This window comes from Staphylococcus sp. EG-SA-2, assembly GCF_017152085.1.
Genome location: NZ_JACYHC010000814.1, coordinates 1 through 1252, shown reverse-complemented (window position 1 = coordinate 1252; position 1252 = coordinate 1). Strand labels below are relative to the sequence as shown.

1 protein-coding gene is annotated in these 1252 nt (G+C 31.4%); it reads left to right on the top strand.

Annotated features, from left to right (window positions below; translation table 11 throughout):
• On the top strand, window positions 1–1004 hold a 1004-nt coding region (locus tag IDG60_RS14745), incomplete at its 5' end, for an MFS transporter (RefSeq protein ID WP_206160843.1).
• Between the last annotated feature and the right edge of the window lie 248 nt (window positions 1005–1252).

Here is a 1252-nt window from a genome sequence, read left to right as displayed (position 1 = left end):
TTGGTTTTGTATGGTTTAAGTTATATCAATATACAACAAACCCTAAAGCTGATATCCCAGGTATCATTTTTAGTACGATTGGTTTTGGTGCTTTGTTATACGGCTTTTCAGAAGCGGGGAACAAAGGATGGGGTTCTGTTGAGATAGAAACAATGTTTGCGATTGGTATTATCTTTATTATTCTATTTGTAATAAGAGAATTAAGAATGAAATCACCAATGTTGAATTTAGAAGTATTAAAATTCCCAACATTTACATTAACAACAATTATTAATATGGTTGTAATGTTAAGTTTATATGGTGGTATGATTTTATTACCGATTTATTTACAAAATTTACGCGGATTCTCAGCATTAGATTCCGGATTGTTATTATTACCTGGTTCTCTAATTATGGGTCTACTTGGACCATTTGCAGGTAAATTGTTAGATACTATTGGTTTAAAACCATTAGCTATCTTTGGTATTGCTGTCATGACTTATGCAACATGGGAATTAACTAAATTAAATATGGATACACCATATATGACAATCATGGGTATCTATGTACTTCGTTCATTTGGTATGGCATTTATAATGATGCCAATGGTAACTGCAGCTATTAATGCGTTACCGGGACGACTTGCCTCTCATGGTAATGCTTTCTTAAATACGATGCGTCAATTAGCAGGCTCTATAGGTACAGCAATCTTAGTTACTGTTATGACAACACAAACAACACAACATTTATCAGCTTTTGGGGAAGAGTTAGATAAAACGAATCCTGTTGTACAAGATCATATGCGTGAATTAGCATCGCAATATGGTGGTCAAGAAGGCGCAATGAAAGTGTTATTACAATTTGTAAATAAACTAGCAACAGTTGAAGGTATTAATGATGCATTTATAGTTGCAACGATATTTAGCATCATCGCTTTAATTTTATGTTTATTTTTACAAAGTAATAAAAAAGCAAAAGCTACAGCTCAAAAGTTAGAAGCAAGCTCAAATAACAATCATGAATAAATAAAATAAATTAATTGAAGTGTGACTAATCAAAAATTATGTTGTGGGGACATGATTTTTAAAGTATCGGTGCCAAATATGGTTATCGATACTTTTTTTATTTGTTGATTTATAAAATAAAAGAGGAATTATATTAAAATTTGGCATTGACGTAGTAGGTCATTAATAAAGAAAAAGCAGGAAGTGGGTCAACGAAATGAATTTTGTGAAAATAACATTTCTGTCCCAATCCCTACTATATAACATTA